The organism is Anoxybacteroides voinovskiense (genome assembly GCF_014196205.1).
GTDB classification, from domain to species: Bacteria; Bacillota; Bacilli; order Bacillales; family Anoxybacillaceae; genus Anoxybacteroides; species Anoxybacteroides voinovskiense.
In genome coordinates, this window is record NZ_JACIDE010000003.1 from 109545 (window position 1) to 131468 (window position 21924).

At 44.4% G+C, this 21924-nt stretch carries 19 protein-coding genes; 13 read left to right on the forward strand and 6 right to left on the reverse strand.

All coding sequences use genetic code 11. From position 1 onward, the window contains the following. Positions 1-43 precede the first annotated feature (43 nt). The 3 genes from GGR02_RS02885 to GGR02_RS02895 all read left to right on the forward strand — a co-directional run bounded on the left by GGR02_RS02885 (position 44) and on the right by GGR02_RS02895 (position 2497). Positions 44-481 (forward strand): YwiB family protein, encoded by a 438-nt coding sequence (locus GGR02_RS02885; protein WP_183183247.1) that lies wholly within the window; start codon positions 44-46, stop codon positions 479-481. Further along, positions 478-2148 (forward strand): arginine--tRNA ligase, encoded by a 1671-nt coding sequence (gene argS, locus GGR02_RS02890; protein WP_183183248.1) that lies wholly within the window; start codon positions 478-480, stop codon positions 2146-2148. Before GGR02_RS02885 ends, argS begins: the two co-directional genes overlap by 4 nt. A 181-nt stretch (positions 2149-2329) precedes the next feature. Next, the gene (locus GGR02_RS02895) at positions 2330-2497 is read left to right on the forward strand and encodes a XapX domain-containing protein (RefSeq protein ID WP_066322550.1); all 168 of its coding nucleotides are present in this window, start codon (positions 2330-2332) and stop codon (positions 2495-2497) included. A 27-nt stretch (positions 2498-2524) separates the two neighbouring features. Here GGR02_RS02895 and cls read toward each other — a convergent pair whose 3' ends face one another. Beyond that, positions 2525-3706, reverse strand: coding sequence for a cardiolipin synthase (gene cls, locus GGR02_RS02900; RefSeq protein ID WP_183183249.1), 1182 nt, complete (start codon positions 3704-3706; stop codon positions 2525-2527). A gap of 198 nt (positions 3707-3904) precedes the next feature. Here cls and GGR02_RS02905 point away from each other — a divergent pair, with 198 nt between their 5' ends. From GGR02_RS02905 to GGR02_RS02920, 4 genes are all read left to right on the forward strand, one after another. Then, complete coding sequence (locus GGR02_RS02905; RefSeq protein WP_183183250.1) at positions 3905-5998, forward strand: (Fe-S)-binding protein; 2094 nt, start codon at positions 3905-3907, stop codon at positions 5996-5998. A 196-nt stretch (positions 5999-6194) separates the two neighbouring features. Next, complete coding sequence (locus tag GGR02_RS02910; RefSeq protein WP_183183251.1) at positions 6195-7376, forward strand: acetyl-CoA C-acetyltransferase; 1182 nt, start codon at positions 6195-6197, stop codon at positions 7374-7376. Between the two features lie 42 nt (positions 7377-7418). Beyond that, the gene (locus tag GGR02_RS02915; RefSeq protein WP_183183252.1) at positions 7419-8270 is read left to right on the forward strand and encodes a 3-hydroxybutyryl-CoA dehydrogenase; all 852 of its coding nucleotides are present in this window, start codon (positions 7419-7421) and stop codon (positions 8268-8270) included. A gap of 25 nt (positions 8271-8295) precedes the next feature. Then, positions 8296-9450, forward strand: coding sequence for an acyl-CoA dehydrogenase (locus GGR02_RS02920; protein WP_183183253.1), 1155 nt, complete (start codon positions 8296-8298; stop codon positions 9448-9450). Here the strand turns inward: GGR02_RS02920 and GGR02_RS17370 are convergent. Continuing rightward, positions 9440-9574 (reverse strand): hypothetical protein, encoded by a 135-nt coding sequence (locus GGR02_RS17370; RefSeq protein ID WP_260174938.1) that lies wholly within the window; start codon positions 9572-9574, stop codon positions 9440-9442. The genes GGR02_RS02920 and GGR02_RS17370 overlap by 11 nt on opposite strands. Positions 9575-9706: 132 nt before the next feature. On the opposite strand from GGR02_RS17370, the gene GGR02_RS02925 reads away from it, so the two are divergent. The 4 genes from GGR02_RS02925 to GGR02_RS02940 all read left to right on the forward strand — a co-directional run bounded on the left by GGR02_RS02925 (position 9707) and on the right by GGR02_RS02940 (position 15896). Beyond that, on the forward strand, positions 9707-10849 hold the full coding sequence (locus GGR02_RS02925; RefSeq protein WP_183183254.1) for an acyl-CoA dehydrogenase: 1143 nt from the start codon (positions 9707-9709) through the stop codon (positions 10847-10849). A 20-nt stretch (positions 10850-10869) separates the two neighbouring features. Further along, positions 10870-11499 (forward strand): TetR/AcrR family transcriptional regulator, encoded by a 630-nt coding sequence (locus GGR02_RS02930; protein ID WP_183183326.1) that lies wholly within the window; start codon positions 10870-10872, stop codon positions 11497-11499. 21 nt (positions 11500-11520) lie between these two features. Further along, positions 11521-14775: a fused isobutyryl-CoA mutase/GTPase IcmF gene (gene icmF, locus GGR02_RS02935; protein ID WP_183183255.1), complete on the forward strand. Its 3255-nt coding sequence runs from the start codon at positions 11521-11523 to the stop codon at positions 14773-14775. Positions 14776-15056: 281 nt separating this feature from the next. Next, positions 15057-15896 (forward strand): IS982 family transposase, encoded by an 840-nt coding sequence (locus GGR02_RS02940; protein ID WP_183183256.1) that lies wholly within the window; start codon positions 15057-15059, stop codon positions 15894-15896. A gap of 162 nt (positions 15897-16058) precedes the next feature. Here GGR02_RS02940 and GGR02_RS02945 read toward each other — a convergent pair whose 3' ends face one another. The 4 genes from GGR02_RS02945 to GGR02_RS17375 all read right to left on the reverse strand — a co-directional run bounded on the left by GGR02_RS02945 (position 16059) and on the right by GGR02_RS17375 (position 18301). Further along, complete coding sequence (locus GGR02_RS02945) at positions 16059-16493, reverse strand: hypothetical protein (RefSeq protein WP_183183257.1); 435 nt, start codon at positions 16491-16493, stop codon at positions 16059-16061. A 2-nt stretch (positions 16494-16495) separates the two neighbouring features. Continuing rightward, complete coding sequence (locus tag GGR02_RS02950) at positions 16496-16717, reverse strand: polymorphic toxin type 35 domain-containing protein (protein WP_183183258.1); 222 nt, start codon at positions 16715-16717, stop codon at positions 16496-16498. Positions 16718-16949: 232 nt separating this feature from the next. Then, on the reverse strand, positions 16950-17570 hold the full coding sequence (locus tag GGR02_RS02955) for a hypothetical protein (RefSeq protein WP_183183259.1): 621 nt from the start codon (positions 17568-17570) through the stop codon (positions 16950-16952). An 11-nt stretch (positions 17571-17581) separates the two neighbouring features. Next, a complete protein-coding gene (locus GGR02_RS17375; protein ID WP_229706130.1) occupies positions 17582-18301 on the reverse strand; it encodes a hypothetical protein in 720 nt (239 codons plus the stop codon). A 1292-nt stretch (positions 18302-19593) separates the two neighbouring features. Between GGR02_RS17375 and rpoE the strand changes: the two genes are divergently transcribed. Next, on the forward strand, positions 19594-20157 hold the full coding sequence (gene rpoE, locus GGR02_RS02965) for a DNA-directed RNA polymerase subunit delta (protein ID WP_183183260.1): 564 nt from the start codon (positions 19594-19596) through the stop codon (positions 20155-20157). 162 nt (positions 20158-20319) lie between these two features. Continuing rightward, positions 20320-21915, forward strand: a complete 1596-nt coding sequence (locus GGR02_RS02970; RefSeq protein WP_183183261.1) for a CTP synthase — start codon at positions 20320-20322, stop codon at positions 21913-21915. The last annotated feature ends 9 nt before the right edge of the window (positions 21916-21924 follow it).

Consider the following 21924-nt stretch of genomic DNA (forward strand, 5'->3'; position numbering starts at 1 on the left):
TTTCTTATACTTAATGAGAGTTCATATAGCAAGGTGTGAAACGATGGAGAGAACGAATGGAACGCCGATTTTGCTGAAGCAAGTGACGGAAATTCGTGACGGTTTGCGAAAAGAAACTGTTGTCGTTGAAGCAAATGGTTTATACTACATAAAAGGGGATACGGTCTATTTAACATTTGACGAGCAATATGAAGGTCGAACGGTAAAAAATGTGGTAAAAATCCACGAAGACGAAGTTGTTGTCCTTCGTTCCGGCGCGGTGAAAATGCGCCATACGTTCCGAAAGCATAAAGAAACGGTCGGGACGTATGAAAACGAACTGGCGCGCTGGTCGTTGAAAACAAAAACAGATGAAGTGCGGTACCAATACAACGAAAAAGCGAAAAAAGGTCAACTATTTTTTTCTTACATATTGCAGCTAGCAGAACGCGATGCTGGCCGGTATAAAGTAACGATTTTATTTAGGGAGGAACGAACATGAATATTGTCGAACAAATGAAAGAAAAGCTGAAAGAAGAAATTAAGCAAGCCGTCCTGAAAGCAGGGCTTGTGGATGAGGCAAACATGCCTGCGGTCATTTTAGAAGTGCCGCGCGAAAAAGCGCACGGCGATTATTCTACCAATATGGCGATGCAGCTTGCCCGCGTTGCGAAAAAAGCGCCGCGCATCATCGCAGAAGAAATCGTTCGCCATTTTAACCAAGGCGCCGTTTCCGTCGAAAAAATCGACATTGCGGGACCTGGCTTTATTAACTTTTACATGGACAACCGTTACTTAACGAACTTAATTCCGACGATTTTAACGGCAGGAGCGTCGTATGGCGAAACGAATGTTGGCAACGGACAAAAAGTGCAAGTTGAGTTCGTGTCCGCTAATCCAACGGGGAGCTTGCATTTAGGCCATGCGCGCGGGGCAGCGGTCGGCGATTCGTTATGCAACATTTTAGCGAAAGCCGGATTTGACGTGACGCGCGAATATTATATTAACGATGCCGGCAACCAAATTGCCAACTTGGCAAAATCGGTCGAAGCTCGCTATTTCCAAGCGCTCGGGTTGGAAAAAGAAATGCCAGAAGACGGGTATTATGGCGAAGATATTATTGAGCTAGGGAAAAAGCTAGCAACAGAACACGGCGATAAATTTGTCGGAATGGATGAAAAAGAGAGATTAGAACAATTCCGCGAATACGGCTTAACGTACGAAATGGAAAAAATTAAAAAAGATTTAGCTGATTTCCGCGTCCGCTTTGACGTTTGGTATTCGGAAACGTCGCTTTACCATAACGGGAAAATCGAAAAAGCGCTACAAGCATTGCGCGAACAAGGACACATTTACGAACAAGACGGGGCGACATGGTTCCGCTCGACGACGTTTGGCGACGATAAAGATCGCGTATTGATTAAACAAGACGGCACGTATACGTATTTATTGCCGGATATTGCGTACCATCAGGACAAGCTTGAGCGCGGGTTTACAAAAATCATTAACATTTGGGGCGCGGATCATCATGGCTACATTCCGCGCATGAAAGCAGCGATTGCCGCGCTTGGCTATGATCCGGACATGTTAGAGGTAGAAATTATTCAGCTCGTTAGCTTGTATCAAAACGGCGAAAAAGTGAAAATGAGCAAGCGAACCGGCAAAGCGGTCACAATGCGCGATTTGATGGAGGAAGTCGGATTAGACGCCACACGCTATTTCTTTGCGATGCGTTCAAGCGATACGCATTTAGATTTTGATATGGATTTAGCGGTTTCGCAATCGAACGAAAACCCAGTATATTATGCGCAATACGCGCATGCACGCGTATGCAGCATTCTTCGCCAAGGCGAAGAGCAAAACTTGTCGTATGACGGTGAGTTGGCGCTTGACTATATCCAGTCGGAAAAAGAAATAGAGCTATTGAAAACGCTAGGTGAGTTTCCAACAGCAGTAGCCGAAGCAGCGCTTAAGCGCACTCCGCATCGTGTGACAAACTATATTTTTGAGCTTGCGTCGGCGTTGCATAGCTTTTACAATGCAGAGAAAGTCATCGACCAAGAAAACGTCGACAAAACGAAAGCGCGTCTAGCGTTAGTGAAAGCCGTGCAAATTACGCTGCAAAATGCTCTACAGTTAATCGGCGTCTCCGCACCGGAAAAAATGTGACGTTGTTTTTGAAATATAATAATAAATAAGAAAAGTGGGTATATTTGTGGTAGACAAATATATCCACTTTTTTTGCCTCCACATTTGGAAAATAGTATGATAAGATGGGTAATGGCTGTCGATAGAAGTAGATATTTGTCGAAAAAATGCGACAGTGGAAAAATGGAGGAGATGTTTTACGATGAAAGAAATTATTTTATCACTATTGACCGGTATGGTCGTTGGCTTTTTATTTACGTTATTCCGCTTGCCGATTCCGGCACCGCCGGCACTTGCAGGCATTTCCGGTATCGTCGGCGTCTATTTAGGCATGAAAGCGTTTGAATGGATTAGCACGTTATGGAAATAAAATGTTGGGGGCGACCCCAACATTTTACTATAACCATTGGGAAAAAAGGGTGGAAATGGACTCCTTCCCCCGCTCCCATATCGACCGCTTTTTCCACCAGTCAAGCGTCAGTGGCTCCGAACGTGATAATTCATGGCGGATGACGCGTTTCATTTGCTCAGTGAATGTTCGGTCGTAAATGAAACAATTCATTTCCCCATTGAGAAAAAAGCTTCGTTTATCAAAATTTGCCGTCCCAATATCGCATATGTCGTCATCAACAATAATCGTTTTCGCATGATAAAACCCTTGGTAAAACCGATAAATGCGCGCTCCTTTTTTCAATAATCGATAAAAGTACGGAAACGCTGCTTCTTTTACAAATAGATGATCGGCTTTTAGCGGCACAACAATGGTCACCGCTACGCCTCGTTTCCGTGCATCGATTAGTGCTCCCATCACTTTTTTACTTGGAATAAAATACGGCGAACCGATAATAATTTCCCGCTGCGCTTGCTGGATGAGGCGAGCAAAATCTTCTTCTAGCCCATCCCCGTTTGTCGCGATGAACCGATGAACAATTGTTCCACGCGGCAATTCTGGGAAATACCGCGTTTCCTGTTGCAACATTTCTGTCGTTGCAGCTTTCCAATCCTTCAAAAATTGCGCTTGTAAATCTATTACTCCTTCCCCGCATATTTTCAAATGATAGTCGCGCCAATCGCCAAAATCAGCATCTTGCCCTACGTATTCTTTCCCGATATTAAACCCGCCGATATAGCCGATCGTTCCATCAATAACCGTGATTTTCCGATGATTGCGGCGATTGAGCTGATAAAAAAAGTAAGGGAATGACGGCTTTTGACTAAAAGCAAAGCGCACTCCGCTTTTCTTTAAGGAGCGAATCGTTTTCCGAGGTAGCCTAAAACTGCCGATCCAATCGACAAGTAACCGCACCTCGACCCCTTCTTTTGCCTTTTGTTGTAAAAGAGAAAAAAATTGTTGACTAATGTCGTCCGTTTTGACAATATAGAACAAAACGTGAATATGGTGCGTTGCCTTTTGTATTTCTAGGAAATAATCGGCGAATAAATGATGCCCATTAGTAAACAACGTTATGTCGCTTTTCCGCAGCGGATATTCTTTTTTTGGAGCATGTCGCTTTCGTCGGCGACCGAGCCACTCATCAAGAGCGATAAGCAGCAAAATGGCAACTACCCATACCACCATACGTCCCTCCTATGTTGTAAGTCATTATGTCATTAATGTACCCGTTATGAAAAAAATTAACATGCTCGCCAGCAAAAACATTGTTGACTGAATGCTCATTCATAATTAAAATAAAACCAAGGGGTATAATTCTGAAAATTCCTTTTGTTGTTAATATTTTTTCTTTAGTGCCATAAAGGGGGAAAGGGGAGTTACATGGTGAATTCGTTACTTATTGTTAATTTTCTTGCGTTTTTATTTGTAACCGCTTACGCATTACATTTGTTTGTGTATTTAGTGAAAACGCGCATCGCCTATATTAAGCTAGGCAAAAAAGTCGAGTTTGACCAAAAGGTCAAAGAGCGCCTCGAAAAAATTTGGGTGAATGTGTTTGGTCAGAAAAAGTTGTTAAAAGATAAAAAAAGCGGCTTGATTCACGTCATCTTTTTTTACGGGTTTATTCTCGTCCAGTTTGGCGCGATTGATTTTATTATTAAAGGGCTTATTCCAGAAGGACATTTACCGCTCGGGCCGCTTTATCCAAGCTTTACGTTTTTCCAAGAAATTGTGACATTGCTTATTTTGCTTGCGGTGTTTTGGGCGTTTTACCGCCGTTACATCGAAAAGCTTGTCCGCTTAAAGCGCGACTTTAAAGCAGGACTTGTGTTAATTTTTATCGGCGGATTGATGCTTTCGGTATTATTCGGAAACGGCATGAGCATGATTTGGCATGGCGAAGACGCGACATGGAGCGAGCCAGTTGCTTCCCTTGTCGCTGGGGCATTTTCATGGGTCGGAAAAACAGGGGCGACCGTTCTCTTTTACGTTGCTTGGTGGGTGCACTTACTCATTTTACTTACTTTCTTAGTATACGTTCCACAATCGAAGCATGCACATTTAATTGCAGGGCCGGTGAACGTCTTTTTCAGCCGGTTGTCGCGTCCGAAGCTGGAGAAAATTAATTTTGAAGACGAAACGCAAGAGTCGTTTGGCGTCGGAAGAATTGAAGACTTTAAACAAACGCAGCTCATTGATTTATATGCCTGTGTCGAGTGCGGTCGCTGTACAAGCATGTGTCCGGCGACAGGAACAGGAAAAATGTTATCGCCAATGGACTTAATTTTAAAAATGCGTGACCACTTAACAGAAAAAGGGGCAGCGGTCACGTCAAAAGCGCCTTGGGTGCCAGTATTTGCGTTTAAACATACAAAAGGGAACCAGCTTGCGTTTGCCGGATACGGAGAACAAGCAGCTACGGTCGAAATGCCGAACTTGATTGGGGATGTCATCACAGAGGAAGAAATTTGGGCCTGTACGACATGCCGCAACTGCGAAGATCAATGCCCGGTCATGAACGAACATGTCGATAAAATTATCGACCTTCGCCGCTACCTCGTGTTAACGGAAGGAAAAATGAACCCAGATGCGCAACGGGCGATGACCAATATCGAACGCCAAGGCAACCCATGGGGACTCAACCGAAAAGAAAAAGAAAATTGGCGTGAATTGCGCGAAGACGTGCATATTCCAACGGTAAAAGAAATGCAAAAGGCCGGCGAAGAATTCGAATACTTATTCTGGGTCGGCTCGATGGGGTCGTTTGATAACCGCAGTCAAAAAATTGCCTTAGCTTTTGCCCGTTTGTTAAACGAAGCAGGCGTCAAATTTGCGATTTTAGGCAATAAAGAGAAAAACTCTGGCGACACGCCGCGCCGTTTAGGGAACGAATTTTTATTCCAAGAATTAGTGACGAATAACATCGCCGAATTCGAAAAAGCCGGCGTGAAAAAAATCGTCACGATCGACCCGCATGCATACAACACGTTTAAAAACGAATATCCGGATTTCGGCTTTGAAGCAGAAGTGTACCATCATACCGAATTGTTAGCGAAGCTTGTCGAAGAAGGGCGGCTAGTGCCGAAATACGAAGTAAACGAAACGATTACTTTCCACGATTCTTGTTATCTTGGCCGCTACAACGAAGTGTACGAGCAGCCGCGCAACATTTTGCGAGCGATTCCTGGAGTGAAACTTGTTGAGATGGAACGCAACCGCGAAAAAGGAATGTGCTGCGGTGCGGGTGGTGGCTTAATGTGGATGGAAGAAACGACAGGCACGCGCATTAACGTCGCACGCACGGAGCAGGCGTTAGCGGTCAACCCAACCGTCATCAGTTCCGGCTGTCCGTACTGCTTAACGATGTTAAGCGATGGAACGAAAGCGAAAGAAGTCGAGGAGAAAGTCGCGACGTATGACATTGCGGAACTGCTTGAAAAAGCTGTGTTTGGAGATAAAAAAGAAGTTGCTTCATAAAAAAATTGCATAAATAATTCGTATTTTTTAAAATAGTTGGTATAATAGAAAGGAAGGTGTGTGAAACACCTTCCTCCTAAACGACACACACTGAGCGAACGTTCAGTCGGTGATTTGTAATCGCTTTCTTTCGCTCACGCCGTTGCCGTTTTGGTAGCGCTTGGGCATCTATATATTTTTCAAGGGGGAGAGGACGATGGGGAAAACGGTCATTTTAAGCGGAGTACGCACACCATTTGGGAAATTTGGTGGAGGGTTAAGCACGTTTAGTGCTGCTCAGTTAGGAGGAATCGCAGTAAAAGAAGCGTTAGCGCGCGCAAATGTAAGCGCTGCACAAGTAGACGAAGTCATTTTAGGTACGGTGTTACAAGGGGGGCAAGGGCAGCTTCCTTCGCGGCAAGCGGCTCGTTATGCAGGTATTCCGTGGGAAGTGCGCACCGAAACGATTAACAAAGTATGCGCTTCTGGGATGCGTAGTGTCACTTTAGCAGATCAAATTATTCGCGCAGGCGACGGCGAAGTAATCGTCGCTGGTGGGATGGAGTCGATGAGCAACGCACCATATGTGTTACCGAAAGCGCGCTGGGGATTGCGCATGGGCGATTCGACGGTGAAAGATTTAATGGTATATGACGGATTAACGTGCAGCTTTACTGGGGTGCATATGGGCATATACGGCGGAGAAACGGCAAAAGAACTAGAAATTTCCCGTGAAGCGCAAGATGCGTGGGCATACCGGAGCCACCAGCGGGCGATTGCGGCAATAGAGGCAGGGGTTCTTGCGGAAGAAATCGTCCCAGTCGAAATTCCGCAACGAAAAGGCGAACCGCTCGTTGTCACAGACGATGAATCGCCGCGCAAAGACACATCGCTTGAAAAATTAGCGAAGCTCTCTCCAGTATTCGACCCGACAGGAACAATTACTGCCGGAAACGCCCCAGGCGTCAACGACGGAGCAGCCGCGCTTGTGTTAATGAGCGAAGAGCGGGCGCTGCGTGAAGGGAGAACGCCGCTTGCGACGATTGTCGCCCATGCGTCGATCGCTGTCGAAGCGAAAGATTTCCCGAAAACGCCAGGGCTTGTCATTAACGAGCTATTACGAAAAACGGGCAAAACCGCGGCAGAGATCGACTTATTTGAAATTAATGAAGCGTTCGCCGCAGTCGCACTCGCGAGCATCCAAATCGCTGGGCTCGATCCAGAGAAAGTGAACGTCAACGGCGGAGCCGTTGCGCTAGGACACCCAATCGGCGCAAGCGGTGCACGCATCATTATCACGCTCATTCACGAATTAAAACGCCGCGGCGGCGGGCTTGGCATTGCAGCGATTTGTAGCGGTGGCGGCCAAGGCGATGCCGTCATGGTTCAAGTCGATTAACGAATACGAAAGACGAAAAATCAGTAGATGGGGGATTTGCGGATGGATGTTCAAAAAGTAATGGTAGTCGGTGCCGGCCAAATGGGATCCGGCATTGCCCAAGTATGTGCGATGGCAGGGTATGATGTGTTTTTACACGATTTACAAGAAACATATGTCGAGCGTGGACTTGCGACAATTACGAAAAACTTAACGCGCCAAGTCGAAAAAGGAAAAATGACGGAAGAAGAAAAATCGAACATTTTACAGCGCATTACACCATCGGTCGATTTGCAAAATGCACGCGAAGTGGATTTAGTCATTGAAGCGGTTGTCGAAAACATGGAAGTAAAAACATCGTTGTTTGCGCAACTCGATGAAATCACACCGCCGCATGCGATTTTAGCGACAAACACGTCATCGCTGCCGATTACAGAAATTGCCGCTGCGACGAAGCGGCCGGAAAAAGTCATCGGCATGCACTTTATGAATCCAGTTCCAGTGATGAAGCTTGTCGAAATTATTCGCGGGCTGGCGACAGCGCCGGAAGTGTATGAAACAATCGAAGCGATGACGCGCAAATTAAATAAAGTGCCAGTCGAAGTGAACGATTTTCCAGGCTTTATTTCGAACCGTATTTTAATGCCGATGATTAACGAAGCAATTTATGCGTTGTACGAAGGAGTAGCGACGAAAGAAGCGATTGACGAAGTGATGAAGCTCGGCATGAATCATCCGATGGGGCCGCTGACGCTTGCGGATTTTATCGGGCTTGATACGTGCTTATACATTATGGAAACGCTTCATGAAGGATTTGGCGACGACAAATATCGCCCATGCCCATTGTTGCGTAAATACGTGAAAGCCGGCTGGCTAGGCAGAAAAACAGGCAAAGGATTTTATACGTACGAATAAACGGACAGCAAAGAAGGTGGCATACATGAATTTACGTTTCACAGAAGAGCAAGAAATGATGCGCAACATGGTGCGTGAATTTGCGGCGAGCGAAATTGCTCCATTTGTTGAGCGCATGGAAAAAGGAGAGTTTCCGCGGCCAATTTTAAAAAAAATGGCGGAACTCGGGTTAATGGGAATTACGATTCCAGAAGAATACGGCGGCGCCGGCATGGATTTTACATCATATATCATTGCCATTCATGAAATTTCAAAAGTCAGTGCAACCGTCGGCGTCATTTTATCGGTGCATACGTCCGTTGGCACCAATCCAATCCTCTATTTCGGGACAGAGGAACAAAAACGAAAATACGTGCCAAAGCTTGCGAGCGGGGAATATCTTGGCGCCTTTTGCCTCACCGAGCCAAGCGCTGGATCGGATGCGAAAAGTTTGAAAACGAAAGCTGTTCGCCAAGGCGACTATTACATTTTAAACGGCTCAAAAGTGTTTATTACAAACGGCGGCGAAGCGGATACGTACATCGTATTTGCCCGCACGAATCCAGACGAAACGGGGAGCCGCGGCATTTCTGCCTTTATCGTCGAAAAAGATACGCCAGGGTTTATTATCGGCAAAGACGAAAAGAAAATGGGCTTGCACGGTTCACGAACAGTACAAATTTCGTTTGAAGATGCAAAAGTGCCAGCGGAAAATTTATTAGGCGAAGAAGGACAAGGATTTAAAATTGCGATGGCAAACCTTGACGTCGGCCGCATCGGCATCGCTGCCCAGTCGCTTGGCATTGCCGAAGCCGCATTGGAATACGCGACCGCCTACGCGAAAGAGCGAATTCAATTTGGCAAACCAATCGCCGAGCAGCAAGGAATTGCATTTAAACTAGCCGATATGGCGACAGCGGTCGAAGCTGCGAAACTGTTAGTATATCGTGCTGCCTTTTTGCGGACGAAAGGACTTTCCTGCAGCAAAGAAGCATCGATGGCGAAATTGTTCGCATCAAGAGCAGCGATGGAAAATGCGATTGAAGCGGTGCAAATTTTCGGTGGCAACGGCTATACCGAAGACTATCCGGTGGAGCGCTTATTCCGCGATGCGAAAATTTGCGAAATTTACGAAGGAACGAGCGAAATTCAGCGCTTAGTCATTAGCAAGCAACTATCAGGCGTGTTGATTAACCATTAAAAACCAGTTGAAATTGCTGTATTCCTAGCTTTTCTGCCGTAGTCGACAAGCGGTTCGCTTGCCGACTGGGCATGCTGTACGCATGCTCTCCTCGAACAATGAACGCTTTGCGGGCAAATGACATTTGCCCGCCGGCGTTCTTGTTCGAGGGAAGAGGCAGAAAAGCTTGTGTTCAGTCAAATGATTCTGTGTTTTTAGTAAAATATTGGGTAATCAACACTCGTGAGCAACTATAAAAGAAACGGGGGAGAGGACGATGAATTTTCAATTAACCGAAGAGCATGAAATGATACGAAAAATGGTGCGCGAATTTGCGAAAAATGAAGTAGCACCGACAGCGGCAGAGCGCGACGAAGAGGAGCGGTTTGATCGTGAAATTTTCGATAAAATGGCGGAACTAGGGTTAACAGGCATTCCGTGGCCGGAAGAATACGGCGGCATTGGTAGCGATTATTTAGCGTATGTCATCGCCGTAGAAGAACTATCGAAAGTATGCGCATCGACAGGGGTAACGTTGTCGGCGCACATTTCCCTTGCGAGCTGGCCGATTTATAAATTTGGCACAGAGGAACAAAAACAAACGTATTTACGGGCGCTAGCGACAGGAGAAAAGCTTGGCGCATACGGTCTTTCGGAACCGGGCGCAGGGTCAGACGTTTCCTCGATGAAAACGAGAGCGGTATTAGACGGCGACCATTACGTCATTAACGGCTCGAAAGTATGGATTACAAACGGTGGCGAAGCGGACATTTACGTTGTCTTTGCTGTGACAGACCCGGAAAAAAAACATAGAGGCATTAGCGCCTTCATTATCGAAAAAGGCACACCAGGCTTTTCGATCGGCAAAAAAGAGAAAAAACTAGGCATTCGTTCGTCACCGACAACGGAGCTCATTTTCGAAGATTGCCGTGTTCCGAAAGAAAACTTGCTTGGGCAAGAAGGGGAAGGATTTAAAATTGCGATGATGACATTAGACGGCGGTCGCAACGGCATCGCGGCGCAAGCGGTCGGCATCGCCCAAGGCGCGCTCGATGCAGCCGTCGAATACGCGAAAGGGCGCGTGCAATTTGGCAAACCAATCGCGGAACAACAAGGGGTAGGATTTAAATTAGCGGACATGGCAACGGCAGTCGAAGCGGCGCGGCTATTGACATACCAAGCAGCATGGCTCGAATCAAACAACCTTCCATACGGAAAAGCGTCGGCGATGGCGAAGCTGTTTGCAGGAGACACGGCAATGAAAGTCACGGTCGATGCGGTACAAATTTTTGGCGGATATGGCTATACGAAAGATTATCCAGTAGAGCGGTTTATGCGCGACGCAAAAATTACGCAAATTTATGAAGGAACGCAAGAAATTCAGCGGCTCGTCATTTCACGGATGTTAACAAAAGAATAATGGAGCGATTGACGATGAACATGAAAAAACGGGAAGTGCCGGCTTCGGTCAAAGACGAACGGCTCGTCAAAAAGCGGCGCAACGAAATGATTAAAGGCGCGATCGCTCTGTTTAAACAAAAAGGGTTCCATCGGACGACAACGCGGGAAATTGCCAAAGCATCAGGGTTTAGTATCGGCACGCTGTATGAATATATCCGCCAAAAAGAAGATGTGCTTTATTTAGTGTGCGACCGCATTTACGATGAAGTATACGAACGGCTCGAAAAAGATATCGGCACGCACCATGGTACGATTGAAAGCTTAAAGCTTGCCATCGCTCGCTACTTCAAAGTCATTGACGATTTGCAAGACGAAGTGCTCGTCATGTACCAAGAAGTAAAGTCATTAACGAAAGATTCGCTGCCGTACGTGTTGAACAAAGAGTTACAAATGGTGAAGATTTTTGAAAACATTTTGCGAGAATGTGTCGAAAACGGGGCGTTTTCCTTAACCGAGCGGGAAATTCAGCTGTTTGCTCACGATATTTTCGTGCTCGGACAAATGTGGGCGTTCCGCCGCTGGGCGCTGCATAAAATGTATACGTTAGAGGAGTACATCGAACTACAAACGCAATTGTTGTTAAGGGGTATTTTGGAGAAACGGTCATAACGACAAAGGGGGAGAGAGAGGATGGCACACATTTATCGGCCGAAACATCATGTTCGTTTTGTGACAGCCTCCAGCTTATTCGATGGCCATGATGCCTCGATCAATATTATGCGCCGTATTTTGCAAGCAAGCGGCGCAGAAGTTATTCATTTAGGGCATAACCGCTCAGCAGAGGAGATTGTCAATGCCGCCATCCAAGAAGATGTGCAAGGCATTGCCGTCTCTTCTTACCAAGGCGGCCATATGGAATTTTTTAAATATATGTATGACTTATTAAAAGAACGCGGCGCCTCCCATATCCGCATTTACGGCGGCGGGGGCGGCGTCATCATTCCAAAAGAGATCAAAGAATTGCACGACTACGGCATCGCCCGCATTTTTTCACCGGAAGACGGGCGCGTGCTCGGGTTGCAAGGCATGATTAACGTCATGTTAGAAGAGTGTGATTTCCCGACGGTAAAGCAGCTGACGGACGAACTAGAACGCCTCCCGAACGGCGATGTGCAAGCGGTCGCTCGGCTTATTACCGTTTGTGAAAACTTGCTAGATGCAACCGATGAAGCAGCCGCGACGATCGAACGCGTACTCGGGAAAGTAAAAGAAATGGCAAAACACGTGCCAGTCGTCGGCATTACCGGAACGGGCGGCGCAGGAAAAAGCTCATTAACCGATGAACTCGTCCGCCGCTTTTTAAACGAAATTCCGGAGAAAAAAGTGGCGATTTTATCGGTTGACCCGACGAAGCAAAAAACAGGTGGTGCGCTACTTGGCGACCGCATTCGCATGAACTCCATCAACTCGCCACGCGTCTACATGCGCAGTTTAGCGACGCGCCATTCGCGCTCGGAGTTGTCGCTGGCGATTAAAGAAGCGATTCAAGTCGTGAAAGCGGCTGGATTTGACTTAATCATCGTTGAAACGAGCGGCATCGGTCAAGGTGATGCGGCGATTACCGAAGTGAGCGACATTTCTATGTATGTCATGACAAGTGAGTTCGGGGCGCCGACACAGCTAGAGAAAATCGACATGATTGACTATGCCGACCTCATCGTCATTAATAAATTTGAGCGAAAAGGCTCAGAAGATGCCAAACGGCAAGTGCAAAAGCAATACCAACGCAGCCACCAACTATTTGATAAAGAGTTATCGGAAATGCCGGTGTACGGAACGATTGCAAGCCAATTTAACGACCCAGGCACGAATACGCTTTTTGTCGCTTTGATTGATTTAATTAATAAAAAAGCAGGTACGAACTGGACGACGACGCTCGAAACCGTCGCAGACGTGCAAAAACAAAACGTCATTATTCCGAACGAACGCCGCCATTATTTGCGCGAAATTGCCGATACGGTGCGCAATTACCATAAATATGTGGAAAAACAAAGCGAACTTGCTCGCCGCTTGTTCCAAATCGAAGGGGCGATGGCGGCAGCGAAAGAGCGCGGGCAAGAAGAAGTGATTGCGTCGCTAGAGGCGTTAAAACAGCATTACGAAAACGAGTTAACTGCGGAATCGAAGCGAATTCTCGGGTCGTGGGAAGACGTGAAAGCGAAATATCGTGCGAAACAATTTGTCACGAAAATTCGCGACAAAGAAATCGTCACCGAATTGACGACGAAAAGCCTTGCGGGGCTAGACATTCCGAAAGTAGCGCTGCCGAAATTTAAAGACTATGGGGAAATTTTGCGCTGGGTGTATAAAGAAAACGTTCCTGGTTATTTCCCATACACGGCTGGCGTCTTCCCATTTAAGCGGCAAGGGGAAGATCCGAAACGGCAGTTTGCGGGAGAAGGAACGCCAGAGCGAACGAACCGCCGCTTCCACTATTTATGTAAAGACGATCCGGCGAAGCGTTTAAGTACAGCGTTTGACTCGGTAACGTTATACGGCGAAGACCCACAATACCGTCCAGACATTTTCGGAAAAGTCGGCGAAAGCGGCGTCAGCGTCTGTACGCTCGACGACATGAAGCGATTATATAAAGGCTTTGATTTGTGTCATCCATCGACGTCTGTGTCGATGACAATTAACGGACCAGCGCCGATTATTTTAGCGATGTTTATGAATACAGCAATTGAACAACAAGTCGAAAAACGCGAACAAGAGCTTGGTCGTCCGCTGACGAAAGAAGAATACGAAGAAGTGAAAGCATGGACGCTACAAACGGTGCGCGGCACGGTGCAAGCCGATATTTTAAAAGAAGACCAGGGACAAAATACGTGCATTTTCTCGACCGAATTTGCGCTGAAAATGATGGGGGACATTCAAGAGTACTTTATTCAGCATAAAGTGCGTAACTATTACTCTGTCTCGATTTCCGGCTACCATATTGCCGAAGCGGGAGCAAACCCGATTACGCAGCTAGCGTTCACATTAGCGAACGGCTTTACGTATGTCGAATATTATTTAAGCCGGGGCATGCACATTGATGATTTTGCGCCAAACTTATCGTTTTTCTTTAGCAACGGCTTAGACCCAGAGTATTCTGTCATCGGTCGTGTCGCCCGCCGCATTTGGGCGGTCGTCATGCGCGAAAAATATGGGGCAAACGAGCGGAGCCAAAAATTGAAATATCACGTGCAAACGTCCGGTCGCTCGCTCCATGCGCAAGAAATTGACTTTAACGACATTCGCACGACGTTGCAGGCGTTAATGGCCCTTCATGATAACTGCAACTCATTGCATACAAACGCCTACGACGAAGCGATTACGACACCAACCGAAGAGTCGGTCCGTCGGGCAATGGCGATTCAGCTGATCATTACAAAAGAGCATGGGTTAACGAAAAATGAAAATCCGCTGCAAGGTTCGTTCATTATTGAAGAGTTGACGGACTTAGTCGAAGAAGCAGTATTGCAAGAATTTGAGCGGCTCAACGACCGCGGCGGCGTATTAGGCGCGATGGAAATGCAATATCAACGCGGCAAAATCCAAGACGAATCGATGTATTATGAAATGAAAAAGCATAGCGGCGAATTGCCAATCATCGGCGTCAATACGTATTTAAACCCAAATCCGCCGTCAGAAGAAGAATTAAACAACATTCAATTAGCTCGCGCTTCTTACGAAGAAAAAGAATTACAAATTACGAATTTACGAGCGTTCCAAGAGCGAAATAAAGACAAAGTGGACGAAGCGTTGAAGCGATTGAAACATGTCGCGGTGAGCGGCGGTAACATTTTCGCGGAATTGATGGAAACGGTCAAAGTAGCGAGCCTCGGGCAAATTACGAAAGCGTTATACGAAGTCGGCGGTCAGTACCGTCGGAATATGTAATAAAGACTGAATCAAAAGGTCGCCTGCCCTTAAACGGAACACAACATATAGATTGTTTGTTGTTATTTCGTGCGTATATATGGTGATAGAAAAAGGCTGTCCACTAGCGTTGCACAGCTTACAAAATTAGTAAATAAAGTGTGATATAAAAAAACGTTTACGCAAAAGAAAAAAACTCCTATTGTAGAAGTGTTGGCTTGTTTGTCCCAAAAACAAGTCTTCTACAAAGGAGTTTTTTCAATGAATAAGAACAATATAATTCATCAAAGCGTCATTCGTCAATGTTTATCTTTATTGCAGCCATTTTTTTCTTTGTTTCTGCTCAACTGCCATCGATTCAAATGTATTTGCAACGTCGCAATCGTCATTTAGCGAAACAAGAAGACACGGTAATCATTGCTATTCATCTTTTAGGGAAGCTGCTTGGCTTCTCTTCCGAACGGGAATGGCATCGCTTTGTGACTGGGAACTTGTTTACGGATGGACATTTTCTCGAACGTTCTCGCTACCATAGTCGTTGTCGAGCGCTGCGCTTTGCGATCAAATGGATTCGCCATGAGCTAGCCAAACGTGGGCAACACCACGCCTATGCGGTCGTAGACAGTATGCCGCTCGAGTTGTGCCATGCCGCAAGAATGTACCGTGTCAAACGATTTCAAGGAATCGCGGACATCGGGCTTTGTGCGTCGAAAAAGCAGTGGTACTATGGATTTAAGCTCCATCTTCAAGTGACCGACCAAGGACTGCCCATGGGATACGTGGTAACGGAGGCGTCCTGTCACGATCGAACCGCAGCTGAAACCGTCATGACTCAAATTCCTCACCCCTTTCATTTGGGAGACAAGGGATTTATCAGTAGCGAATGGCAAAAAAAGTTGTATAAAGCGTACCAAATCGCCTTTTGGACTCCATCTCGCAAAAACCAGAAACATGGCCCATCGGCATCATGGGAGAGATGGCTCAAACAAAAACGGAAAGTCATTGAAACGGTGTTCTCTGTCCTCGTCGACCAGTATCGTATCACAGAAATTCGTGCTCATTCGATTTCAGGGTTTGAAGTGGCACTAGATGGCATATTGTTGGTGTATTCGCTTGTAACACTCGGGCTAGTTGAGCGCTAGCGCTCAACTAGCACCACGGGTTTTATTCAGTGATATTCAAAAAACATCTCATAATTTATACAAAGGTTGCGAAATATGAGTTACAAGGGGAGTTATTCGGCACTACACACCCTATAAAAAAGACCCCGAAAGAGTCATAATACTCTTTCAAGGTCTTTAAATTTATGCATTGTGTAACACGTTTTTTGCAGCTTCGCTATTCGGCATTATCTTTAATATTTCTTGAGCAATTGCCTTAGCTTCTTCTTTACTTATTAATTTTTCTGGAATGTCATGGAATAACAACAAATGTTCTTTCAAGCTAACATCTTCAGGGCTTAATTCAACTGCTCTTTTAGCACGGTATAATGCACTTGCATAAGCGTCTGGTAAATGACACAATGCAGTACTTAATAACTCTGAAGCTAAGTAATGATAATCTGCAGTCTCATTATTATTTATCAAATAACAGACAAATGAATAAGCACTTATACTCTCTTCATCAAATCCTAATTCAAGGACAACTTGCTCTAAAGTATTTCTATCTTCATTCTCAATATATTCTTTTGCTTTTTGAAAATCACCCGATGTTATTAATTGCTTTATCTTTTCCTTCATAGTTATTTCACCCACGCATCAGATATTCTTATTGTTCCATCAGGTAGTTTTTTGTATGTCACCTGTACCAAATATCCATTGACCATTTTAACTCTAGAAGAAACAGATTTATAAGGTATATCTGCACCATTTTGAACTACATCGATGATCATTTCTTTTATTTTCCCCCAATTCTTATCAGGCACAAGTTTTTCCCAATGATGATTAGATTTTTTTACTTCCAATTTATAATATGCTTTATCTGATTACTGTTAAGTTTCCCTATTGCATCATGTACTTTAGAAGAAGGCAATAGCTTAACTTTACCCGTACCCTTAATAATACTCACATCCTGATCTAATTTTTTCGGATCAATATCAAACCCTTTCTTATCTTTTAAAATAAAAACCTTGAAAGACATAAAGCCAATCAAGGTTCTCTTTGTTTTATTTTTGTGCTCGGGATAGGCATCTATACTTACTTAACGCCGTTAGAATAATTTAAGAAAAGAGTATTAGCAATTTCTTGTGGAAGTTGTTGATTTACAAAATTGAGCCCTACCCACGATAAAACTGTTTCATCAATAGAGCGCCAATTTTTTAAAATCGGCAATAAATCTGCACTATTGTTTACATCTTGAAACCCTAAAATACAAACACCATAACTTCTTTCTCCCCATATTGCCCATTTCATTGAAGGAGGTAGCCAAATAACGGTATAAGAATTGTACAGCACTGCATCCGCTGGACTTTCCTCAGGCCCTAATTCAAGAACATCTAAATATTCATCGGGTGATAAATTGACAGGGAGTTTCATCCAATTATAATAATTAAACTCTTTATAAAAATATTCTACTGGATTAGGATCTAACACTGCGGCAAGGACATAATCATCTTTTGTTTCTTTAGATAATTGCTGGATTATGCTCCAAAAATCTTTGTCCATTGCCCAGTCAAACTCTTCAAACAAAAAATAATTGAATTGTTCTCGGAATACCTGTTTAGGCAATCTATTTTCTATATAAAACGTATCACTAGCTATTCCTATTAATTTATTAAACTCCTTTTTTTCCCTAACAAATAAAGTTTCTAAATTCATTGGACTCCCCTCTATTTTAACCTAATTTTTAAAGTCATTCTTTTGCTCCCTTTTGGATAAAAGTCAGCAGTTGAACCACCTGTTGATTTAGCACCGTCGCGAAGAACATATTTTGAACCATCTTTTTCTAGTATTATTGTTTTTCCGTCTTTAGATATTGATTTTTTCCATCCATCTCTAAGTAGATTTTCTTCGAACTGTGCTTTGGATACATCAGCCGCTCTGTTAGCATAACGACTACTAGATTTAGTCACATCTACATATTTAGAAGCTTTGCCTGTACCCTTAATAATACTCACAGCCTGATCTAATTTTTTCGGATCAATATCAAATGCTTTCTTAATGGCATTTGTCACTTTCGAAATGCTCTTTAGATCACCTAGTCCCGGAATAAAACCAACTAACGCTTCGGCCACATCTTTTGCATTGGATTTCGGATTGCTCAACACTTGATACAAGCGATAGGCATCTTTGATCGTACCTACCCCTGGGACAAAATCGGTCACCACATCGATTAGTTCCTTTGTTGCGGACCATCCTTTGTCACTTTTGTTTTTTGAAGCCGTGTATATGTTCTGTGACAGATTATGACCGGCGACAGTACGAATGTCTTTGTCCATATTATACAAAGATAGCCGAATTTGTCGAGTCAGCGCTTCTTCTTTTGCTTTCTTTACATCGTTTGATTTTTGTGCTTGTTGAGACGCTTCTTGAACTTCTTTTTTTCTCATTTGCGCCGCGTCTTTTTCTAATGGTTTGAACGCAGCCTAGAGCGCATCTTTAATGCTCTTTACAGGGTTATAGAGCGCGGTTTCTGTTTGATTTCCTAAATTTCTTGAAGCTTCCCTTTTGATAAAATCAATAGGGTTATAAACTGTATTTTCAATCGTGTTTCTTACTGGATTAATCGCTGCGATCGATGTAGACGATTCGTATGCCTTTCGTGCTTCTTGACTAATATGTACGGTGTCTTTTGAAGTGGATGTTTGGCTTGATTTAGCTGGGGGCTATTTTGTGGACGGTTGACTTTTTCTGTTTTTGTCGCCGTACTTGTCACATGAGTATTCACTGTACTTGAATAACTACTGCGTGTCATCACGGCACTGGCTGATTTTGAAATCGGCATGACTCTCCCCTCTTTTTACATATTTGCTCGTTTCTTTCGCATTCATTATAAATAATCAAACATTTTTTTCGATATTTTTCAATCGACATTTTTCTTTTTCAATCGACATTCCAAAATTATGAACAAGAGGAGAGAATCGTACGTCGGGCGTTTTGTTATGTGAAACTTAACCCATGATGATAAAAGGAAATGAGCATCAAAATAGCCCGTGCATGTGAATTTCCTTTAAAATGAAAGCGTGAATAAATATTCAATATCGAGAAGTGTAAATTAGCACGTTATTTCGGAACAAAATGGCCATTTTTTTGCAAATTCAAACGGGTTTTTGCGCGTTAATCCAGCAAAAATCTGGAGTATTGTGCAAATTTCCTCCCTTCTCTTTACAGAAAAACCGTTTGGTGGCTTGACATGGAGCCTCTGCGGACATGTTTTCTAGCGAAAGGGGCGAGCAGGAGCCCTTGTTTCGCTAGGCAACTAGCCTAACATGTCCGCCACTCCATGTAAAGCCTGTGCTTCTGATTTTGTAAATATATTCCAATCTGAAATAATTAGCTAATGTGCAAAACAAATAATTTGCAAATTTACACGAGAAGTCCAAGAACACTGTTATTTCAAAACAGATCCATTTATATACATATATTTACAATAAGGAAACCGTATTTGTATATACTTGATGATGAAGGGGAGGCGGGCCAAGATTTTGCAAAAGAAACTGTACAAAGAGCATCGTATTGCTTTTTGGACACCTATCCTTTTTCGCGAAAAAAACCACAATTTTTTTCGAAACCGTCGTTCAAGACCTAGCATAAACAAAGGGAAATTGTTTATAATGAATGGTATGTATTTCATGCATTCATTTATTTATTCGGAATATTACATAGAAAGGGAGTGCCGGATGTGAGTTTGCAGCAATACTCTCCAGAAGAATTGCAAGAAATGTCGCTCGTGGAACTCGCTTATTTAGTAATGAGCGATAAAAAAGAAGCGATGCCTTTTCCACAGCTCGTCCAAGAAATTGCTGCTTTGGCGAATTTGACGGAGGATCAAGTGCAAGCGCGCCTTGCGCAATTTTATACAGATTTAAATATTGATGGCCGCTTTATTTGTGTGAGCGAGGATCGTTGGGGGTTACGTTCGTGGTATCCATACGACCAAACAGAAGATGAAAACGTCACAACGTTCAAGCCGAAGAAGAAGAAAAAATTGGATGATGAGTATGAAGATTACGATGAAATTATCGACGAAGAAGAGTTGGATTACGACGTTCTTGACGACTATGACGATGTCGAAGACGTTTTAGATGATGAATTGCTCGATGAAGAGGAGTTTGACCTTGATGATGCCGATGATCTTGAGGACGAACTGCTTGATGAAGAATTTGATCTAGGGGAAGAAGAATTAGAAGAAGAGCTAGACGACGAGCTAATCGACGATTTTGAAGAAACAGAGGAAGAAGAATAACAATCCCCTTGACTTTGTCAGTTTAGCTATGTAGAATCTTATTTGGGCTCTTTCAAAATAGAACCGATAAAAAATATCGCTCCCTTACACCGGTAAGCGGAGCGTTTTTTATTTGTATTTTGCACAAACTTTAACTGTCTATATTCAGCAGGGGGGAAGAAGATGACGAAGTATATATTTGTAACGGGTGGCGTCGTTTCATCGCTAGGGAAAGGAATTACTGCAGCATCATTAGGTCGGTTGTTAAAAAACCGCGGCTTAAACGTGACGATTCAAAAATTTGATCCATACATTAACGTCGACCCAGGCACGATGAGTCCATACCAACACGGGGAAGTATTTGTCACGGACGACGGAGCGGAAACCGACTTAGATTTAGGTCACTACGAGCGTTTTATCGACATTAACTTAAACAAATATAGCAACGTGACGACCGGGAAAATTTATTCTACCGTCTTGAAAAAAGAGCGCCGTGGTGACTATTTAGGCGGCACCGTGCAAGTCATTCCGCACATTACAAATGAAATTAAAGAGCGTGTTTTTCGCGCAGGGCGGGAAACGAACGCGGACGTCGTGATTACCGAAATCGGTGGAACGGTCGGGGATATTGAGTCACTGCCATTTTTAGAAGCGATTCGCCAAATTAAAAGCGACATCGGCCGCGAAAACGTCATGTACATTCATTGTACGCTCGTTCCATACATTAAAGCAGCGGGGGAAATGAAAACGAAGCCAACGCAACATAGCGTCAAAGAATTGCGAAGCCTTGGGATTCAGCCAAACGTCATCGTCGTTCGTACCGAAATGCCGATGTCCCAAGACATGAAAGATAAAATCGCTCTTTTCTGCGATATTGACCCGAAAGCGGTCATCGAAGCGCGCGATGCGGATACGCTTTATGCGGTGCCATTAATGTTGCAAGAACAAAAATTGGATCAAATCGTTTGCGAGCATTTAAAGCTGAATTGCCAAGAAGCAGATATGACCGAATGGAAAGCGCTCGTCGAAAAAGTGCGCAACCTTTCACGGAAAACAAAAATTGCACTTGTCGGCAAATACGTCGAATTGCAAGATGCCTATATTTCTGTCGTCGAAGCGCTTCGCCATGCAGGGTATGCATTTGATGCGGAAGTGGAAATTCAATGGATCAACTCCGAACATGTGAACAACGACAATGTTGCGACCCTTTTGCAAGAAGCGGACGGCATTCTCGTCCCAGGCGGATTTGGTGACCGCGGCATTGAAGGGAAAATTGCAGCGATTCGCTATGCGCGCGAACAACGCATCCCGTTCCTCGGCATTTGCCTTGGCATGCAGCTAGCGTCTGTGGAGTTTGCCCGCCATGTCGTTGGGTTAGAAGGCGCGCATTCGTCCGAAATCGATCCAACGACGCCGCATCCGATTATTGACTTATTGCCGGAACAAAAAGATGTTGAAGACTTAGGTGGCACGCTTCGCTTAGGGTTATATCCGTGCAAATTAGTCGAGGGCACGCGCGCGTATGAAGCGTACAACGATGAAGTCATTTATGAACGCCATCGCCATCGCTATGAATTTAACAACCAATATCGTCAAATCATGGAGCAGCACGGCTTTGTCTTCTCAGGGACAAGTCCAGACGGTCGCTTAGTTGAAATTATTGAATTAAAAGACCATCCGTGGTTTGTCGCTGCACAGTTCCATCCAGAATTTACGTCGCGCCCGACAAGGCCACAGCCGCTGTTCCGCGACTTTATTAAAGCATCGTTGCAAAAATAAAGACGATCC

What these genes read in the sequence shown, in the direction of transcription:
- cls (WP_183183249.1), bottom strand. Translation starts at nt 3,706, where the DNA reads ATGGTGGTATGGGTAGTTGCCATTTTGCTGCTTATCGCTCTTGATGAG.
- GGR02_RS17375 (WP_229706130.1), bottom strand. Translation starts at nt 18,301, where the DNA reads ATGAGAAAAAAAGAAGTTCAAGAAGCGTCTCAACAAGCACAAAAATCA.
- GGR02_RS02925 (WP_183183254.1), top strand. Translation starts at nt 9,707, where the DNA reads ATGAATTTTCAATTAACCGAAGAGCATGAAATGATACGAAAAATGGTG.
- GGR02_RS02885 (WP_183183247.1), top strand. Translation starts at nt 44, where the DNA reads ATGGAGAGAACGAATGGAACGCCGATTTTGCTGAAGCAAGTGACGGAA.
- GGR02_RS02910 (WP_183183251.1), top strand. Translation starts at nt 6,195, where the DNA reads ATGGGGAAAACGGTCATTTTAAGCGGAGTACGCACACCATTTGGGAAA.
- GGR02_RS02895 (WP_066322550.1), top strand. Translation starts at nt 2,330, where the DNA reads ATGAAAGAAATTATTTTATCACTATTGACCGGTATGGTCGTTGGCTTT.
- GGR02_RS02955 (WP_183183259.1), bottom strand. Translation starts at nt 17,570, where the DNA reads ATGAATTTAGAAACTTTATTTGTTAGGGAAAAAAAGGAGTTTAATAAA.
- argS (WP_183183248.1), top strand. Translation starts at nt 478, where the DNA reads ATGAATATTGTCGAACAAATGAAAGAAAAGCTGAAAGAAGAAATTAAG.
- GGR02_RS02920 (WP_183183253.1), top strand. Translation starts at nt 8,296, where the DNA reads ATGAATTTACGTTTCACAGAAGAGCAAGAAATGATGCGCAACATGGTG.
- GGR02_RS17370 (WP_260174938.1), bottom strand. Translation starts at nt 9,574, where the DNA reads ATGTCATTTGCCCGCAAAGCGTTCATTGTTCGAGGAGAGCATGCGTAC.
- GGR02_RS02945 (WP_183183257.1), bottom strand. Translation starts at nt 16,493, where the DNA reads ATGAAGGAAAAGATAAAGCAATTAATAACATCGGGTGATTTTCAAAAA.
- GGR02_RS02930 (WP_183183326.1), top strand. Translation starts at nt 10,870, where the DNA reads ATGAAAAAACGGGAAGTGCCGGCTTCGGTCAAAGACGAACGGCTCGTC.
- GGR02_RS02915 (WP_183183252.1), top strand. Translation starts at nt 7,419, where the DNA reads ATGGATGTTCAAAAAGTAATGGTAGTCGGTGCCGGCCAAATGGGATCC.
- GGR02_RS02970 (WP_183183261.1), top strand. Translation starts at nt 20,320, where the DNA reads ATGACGAAGTATATATTTGTAACGGGTGGCGTCGTTTCATCGCTAGGG.
- icmF (WP_183183255.1), top strand. Translation starts at nt 11,521, where the DNA reads ATGGCACACATTTATCGGCCGAAACATCATGTTCGTTTTGTGACAGCC.
- GGR02_RS02940 (WP_183183256.1), top strand. Translation starts at nt 15,057, where the DNA reads ATGTTTATCTTTATTGCAGCCATTTTTTTCTTTGTTTCTGCTCAACTG.